Source organism: Rhizobacter sp. (genome assembly GCF_031412495.1).
Classification (GTDB): Bacteria; Pseudomonadota; Gammaproteobacteria; order Burkholderiales; family Burkholderiaceae_C; genus Schlegelella_A.
The window spans coordinates 1-6,497 of record NZ_JANODC010000015.1; the positions used below are offsets into that span (position 1 = coordinate 1).

A 6,497-nucleotide genomic window follows, 5' to 3' on the forward strand; every position below is an offset into this window, starting at 1 on the left:
CAAGGAGCAGGAGGTCTACATGGGCGAGGTGCCCCTGATGACCGACTACGGCTCCTTCATCGTCAACGGCACCGAGCGTGTCATCGTCAGCCAGCTGCACCGTTCGCCCGGCGTGTTCTTTGAGCACGACAAGGGCAAGACGCATTCGTCAGGCAAGCTGCTGTTTTCGGCGCGGATCATTCCTTACCGTGGCTCGTGGCTCGACTTCGAGTTCGACCCCAAGGACATCCTGTTCTTCCGCGTTGACCGCCGTCGCAAGATGCCCGTCACGATCCTGCTCAAGGCCATCGGCCTGAACCCAGAGCAGATCCTGGCGCACTTCTTCGTCTTCGACAATTTCCGCCTGATGGACGCAGGCGCGCAGATGGAGTTCGTGGCCGATCGCCTGCGCGGCGAGATCGCCCGCTTCGACATCACCGACAAGGACGGCAACGTCGTCGTCGAAAAGGACAAGCGCATCACCGCGCGCCACACGCGCACGCTCGAGCAGACCGAGACGAAGTTCATCAGCGTGCCCGAGGACTACCTGCTCGGCCGCATGCTGGCGCGCAACGTGGTCGATGCCGATACCGGCGAGATCCTGGCCAAGGCGAACGACGAGCTGACCGAGCTGCTGCTGAAGAAGCTGCGCCTGGCCGGCGTCAAGGAAATCCCCGCGCTCTATACCAACGAGCTCGACGAAGGCGCCTATATCTCGCAGACGCTCGCCGCCGACGAGACCGCCGACCAGCTCGCCGCGCGCGTTGCCATCTACCGCATGATGCGGCCCGGCGAGCCGCCGACCGAGGACGCGGTCGAGGCCCTGTTCCACCGCCTGTTCTATTCCGCCGATACCTACGACCTGTCGCGCGTCGGCCGCATGAAGTTCAACGCCCGGGTCGGGCGCGACGTGCCCGAAGGCGCGATGACCTTGAGCAACGAGGACATCCTCGACGTTGTCAAGATCCTGGTCGAGCTGCGCAACGGTCGCGGCGAAGTCGACGATATCGACCACCTCGGCAACCGGCGCGTTCGCTGCGTCGGCGAGCTGGCCGAGAACCAGTACCGCTCGGGCCTGGCGCGGATCGAGAAGGCCGTCAAGGAACGTCTGGGCCAGGCCGAGACCGAGGCCTTGATGCCGCACGACCTGATCAACTCGAAGCCGATCTCGGCCGCGCTGAAAGAGTTCTTTGGTGCCTCGCAGTTGAGTCAGTTCATGGACCAAACCAATCCGCTGTCCGAGATCACGCACAAGCGGCGCGTCTCGGCGCTGGGACCGGGCGGTCTGACGCGCGAACGCGCCGGCTTCGAGGTGCGCGACGTGCACCCGACGCACTACGGCCGCGTGTGCCCGATCGAAACGCCGGAAGGCCCGAACATCGGCCTCATCAACTCGCTGGCGCTGTACGCGCAGCTCAACGAGTACGGCTTCCTGGAAACGCCGTACCGGCGCGTCGCCGACGGCAAGGTGACGATGCAGATCGACTACCTGTCGGCGATCGAAGAAGGCAAGTACGTCATCGCGCAGGCGAGTGCCACGCTCGACAAGGACGGCAAGCTGATCGACGAACTCGTCAGTGCGCGCGACAACGGCGAGTCGGTGCTGACCTCGGCCGAGCGCATCCAGTACATGGACGTGGCGCCGACGCAGATCGTCTCGGTCGCGGCCTCTCTCGTCCCCTTCCTCGAGCACGACGATGCGAACCGCGCGCTGATGGGCGCCAACATGCAGCGCCAGGCCGTACCGACGCTGCGCCCCGAGAAGGCGCTGGTCGGAACCGGCGTCGAGCGCGTCGCCGCGAAAGACTCGGGCACCGTCGTCGCGGCCAAACGCGGCGGCGTCGTCGACTATGTGGATACCAACCGCATCGTGATCCGCGTCAACGACAAAGAGACCGTGGCGGGCGAGGTCGGCGTCGATATTTACAACCTCATCAAGTACCAGCGCAGCAACCAGAACACCAACATCCACCAGCGCCCGATCGTCAAGCGCGGCGACAAGGTCTCTGCCGAGGACATCATTGCCGACGGCGCATCGACCGATATCGGCGAGCTGGCCCTGGGCCAGAACATGCTAGTCGCGTTCATGCCCTGGAACGGCTACAACTTCGAGGACTCGATCCTCATCAGCGAGCGCGTCATCGCTGAAGACCGCTACACCTCGATCCACATCGAGGAGCTGGTGGTGATGGCGCGCGATACCAAACTGGGCGCCGAGGAGATCACCCGCGACATCCCGAACCTGTCGGAGCAACAGCTGGCGCGCCTGGACGAGTCGGGCATCGTCTACGTCGGCGCCGAAGTGAACCCGGGCGATACGCTGGTCGGCAAGGTCACGCCCAAAGGCGAGACCACGCTGACGCCGGAAGAAAAGCTGCTGCGCGCGATCTTCGGCGAGAAGGCGAGCGACGTGAAGGACACGTCGCTGCGCGTCGACCAGGGCACCAACGGTACCGTCATCGACGTGCAGGTCTTCACCCGTGAAGGCATCGTGCGCGACAAGCGCGCCCAGCAGATCATCGACGACGAGTTGAAGCGCTACCGCCTGGATTTGAACGACCAGCTGCGCATCGTCGAGGCCGACGCCTTCGACCGGATCGAGAAGATGCTGGTCGGCCAGGCCGCCAACGGCGGGCCGCAGAAGATCGCCAAGGGAACCGTCATCGACAAGGCCTACATGGCCAGCGTCGAACGCTTCCACTGGTTCGATATCCGCCCGGCCGACGAGAACGTCGCGGGCCAGCTCGAAAGCGCCAAGAACTCGCTCGAGCAGACCCGTCACGGCTTCGACCTCGCGTTCGAGGAGAAGCGCAAGAAGCTGACGCAGGGCGATGAGCTGCCCGCCGGCGTGCTGAAGATGGTCAAGGTCTATCTGGCCGTCAAGCGCCGCCTGCAGCCGGGCGACAAGATGGCCGGGCGGCATGGCAACAAGGGCGTGGTTTCGAAGATCGCCCCGGTCGAGGACATGCCCTACATGGCCGACGGCACGCCGTGCGACATCGTGCTCAATCCGTTGGGCGTGCCCTCGCGCATGAACGTCGGCCAGGTGCTCGAAGTGCACCTGGGCTGGGCCGGCAAGGGCATCGGGCACCGTATCGCTGCCATGCTGCACGAGCAGGTGAAGGTCGCCGAGCTGCGCAAGTTCCTCGACGAGCTCTACAACAAGTCGGGCGGCAAGACCGAGCGCCTGGACCACCTGTCGGACACCGAGATTTTGGAGATGGCGGGCAACCTGCAAAACGGCGTGCCGTTCGCCACACCGGTCTTCGACGGTGCTGCGGAAGAAGAGATCCGCGGCATGTTGAAGCTGGCCTACCCGGACGATATCGCCAAGCTCAAGGGCCTGACCGCTGCTCGCACCCAGGCGACGCTGCACGACGGCCGCACCGGCGACGCCTTCGAGCGCCCGGTGACGATCGGCTACATGCATGTGCTCAAGCTGCACCACCTGGTCGACGACAAGATGCACGCGCGCTCGACCGGCCCGTACAGCCTGGTGACGCAGCAGCCGCTCGGCGGCAAGGCGCAGTTCGGCGGCCAGCGCTTCGGCGAGATGGAGGTCTGGGCGCTCGAAGCCTACGGCGCCTCGTACATCCTGCAGGAGATGCTGACCGTCAAGTCGGACGACGTGAACGGCCGCACCAAGGTGTACGAGTCGATCGTCAAGGGCGAACACGCCATCGAAGCCGGCATGCCGGAATCGTTCAACGTGCTGGTCAAGGAAATTCGTTCCTTGGGCATCGACATCGAGCTCGAGAAAAACTGATGACCACCTCCGTAGCGGCTTCGCCGCAGCCCACTGGGCCACGAACGGGGCCCCTTTGTGGCCCCGAAGGGACGCCACCAGCGGCCCGGCAAAGCCGGCTTTGCGGTGTCAGCTCGATGACGACAGCATCTTTCGTTTTGAAGATTAGGAGAGCCTCATGAAGGGTTTACTCGATCTGTTCCGCCAGTTCACGCCCGATGAGCATTTCGATGCCATCAAGATCGGTCTGGCTTCGCCCGAGAAAATTCGGTCCTGGTCGTTCGGCGAAGTGAAGAAGCCGGAGACCATCAACTACCGCACCTTCAAGCCGGAACGCGACGGCCTCTTCTGCGCCAAGATCTTCGGGCCGATCAAGGACTACGAGTGCTTGTGCGGCAAGTACAAGCGCCTGAAGCACCGCGGCGTCATTTGCGAAAAGTGCGGCGTCGAGGTCACGCAGACCAAGGTGCGGCGCGACCGCATGGGCCACATCGACCTGGCCGCGCCGTGCGCTCACATCTGGTTTCTGAAGAGTCTGCCGAGCCGCCTGGGCCTGGTGCTCGACATGACGCTGCGCGATATCGAGCGAGTGCTGTACTTCGAGGCGTATGTCGTCGTCGACCCCGGCATGACCCCGCTGAAGAAGTTCAGCATCATGAGCGAGGACGATTTCGAGGCCAAGCGCACCGAGTTCGGCGACGAGTTCGTAGCACTCATGGGCGCCGAGGGCGTGCACAAGCTGCTGTCGGAGATCGACCTCGACGTCGAGATCGAGCGCTTGCGCGGCGACATGACCGGCTCCGAGCTCAAGATCAAGAAGAATTCCAAGCGCCTGAAGGTGATGGAAGCCTTCAAGAAGTCGGGCATCAAGCCGCAGTGGATGGTGATGGAGGTGCTGCCGGTGCTGCCGCCGGACCTGCGCCCGCTGGTGCCGCTCGACGGCGGCCGCTTCGCCACATCCGACCTGAACGACCTGTACCGGCGCGTCATCAACCGCAACAACCGCCTCGCGCGGCTGCTCGAGTTGAAGGCACCCGAGATCATCGTGCGCAACGAAAAGCGCATGTTGCAGGAGGCGGTCGATTCGCTGCTCGACAACGGCCGCCGCGGCAAGGCGATGACCGGTGCGAACAAGCGCGCCCTCAAGTCGCTGGCCGACATGATCAAGGGCAAGAGCGGACGTTTCCGCCAGAACCTCTTGGGCAAGCGGGTCGACTATTCGGGCCGTTCGGTCATCGTCGTCGGCCCGACGCTCAAGCTGCACCAGTGCGGCCTGCCCAAGCTGATGGCGCTCGAACTGTTCAAGCCCTTCATCTTCTCGCGCCTGGAGGCGATGGGCATCGCCACGACCATCAAGGCGGCGAAGAAGGAAGTCGAATCGGGAACGCCGGTGGTCTGGGACATCCTCGAGGAAGTCATCAAGGAGCACCCGGTCCTGCTGAACCGCGCGCCGACGCTGCACCGCCTGGGCATCCAGGCGTTCGAGCCGGTGCTGATCGAAGGCAAGGCGATCCAGCTTCACCCGCTGGTCTGCGCCGCCTTCAACGCCGACTTCGACGGCGACCAGATGGCGGTGCACATCCCGCTGTCGATCGAAGCGCAGATGGAAGCCCGCACGCTGATGCTGGCGTCCAACAACGTGCTGTTCCCGGCCAACGGCGAGCCGTCGATCGTGCCGTCGCAAGACGTCGTGCTCGGCCTGTACTACGCCACGCGCGACCGCATCAACGCCAAGGGCGAGGGCATCATGTTCGCCAACGTGGCCGAGGTGCAGCGCGCGCTCGACAACGACGTGGTCGAGATCACCACCAAGTGCAGCGTTCGCATCACCGAGCACACGCTCGACAAGGAAAGCGGTGAATACACCGTTGACGCGCAGCTCGTCGATACGACGGTCGGCCGCGCGCTGCTGTCCGAAATCCTGCCGAAGGGCCTGCCGTTCTCCAACATCAACAAGGCGCTGAAGAAGAAGGAAATCTCGCGCCTGATCAACGTGTCGTTTCGCAAGTGCGGCTTGAAGGAGACCGTGGTCTTTGCCGACAAGCTGTTGCAGGCGGGTTTCCGCCTGGCCACGCGCGCCGGCATCTCGATCTGCATCGACGACATGCTGGTGCCCAAGGAGAAGCCGGGCCTGATCGAGCGCGCCGAAAAGGAAGTCAAGGAAATCGAGCAGCAGTACGTCTCGGGCCTGGTCACTTCCGGCGAGCGCTACAACAAGGTGGTCGATATCTGGGGCAAGACCGGCGACGAAGTCGGCAAGGTCATGATGAGCCAGCTCTCCAAGCAGAAGGTGACCGACCGGCATGGCAAGCAGGTCGACCAGGAGTCGTTCAACTCGATCTACATGATGGCCGACTCGGGTGCGCGCGGTTCCGCCGCGCAGATCCGCCAGCTCGCCGGCATGCGCGGCCTGATGGCCAAGCCCGACGGCTCGATCATCGAGACCCCGATCACGGCCAACTTCCGCGAAGGCCTGAACGTCCTTCAGTACTTCATCTCGACCCACGGCGCGCGCAAGGGCCTGGCCGATACGGCGCTGAAGACCGCCAACTCGGGCTACCTGACGCGCCGCCTGGTCGACGTGACGCAGGACCTGGTCGTGATCGAGGAAGACTGCGCGACCATGAACGGCATGAACATGCGCGCGCTGGTCGAAGGCGGCGAGGTGATCGAATCGCTGCGCGACCGGATTCTCGGCCGGGTTACCGCGATCGAGGTCAACCATCCGGAGACGCAGCAAATACTGGTCGGCGCCGGCGAAATGCTCGACGAG

General features: G+C 64.1%; 2 protein-coding genes. Both read left to right on the plus strand.

Annotated features, from left to right (window positions below; translation table 11 throughout):
- Positions 1 to 3,745, plus strand: a 3,745-nt coding sequence (gene rpoB / locus AC30N0_RS00645; RefSeq protein WP_489516014.1) for a DNA-directed RNA polymerase subunit beta, incomplete at its 5' end; no start/stop codon positions are given.
- A 157-nt stretch (positions 3,746 to 3,902) separates the two neighbouring features.
- A partial coding sequence (rpoC, locus tag AC30N0_RS00650; RefSeq protein WP_489516015.1) for a DNA-directed RNA polymerase subunit beta' occupies positions 3,903 to 6,497 on the plus strand: 2,595 nt, incomplete at its 3' end.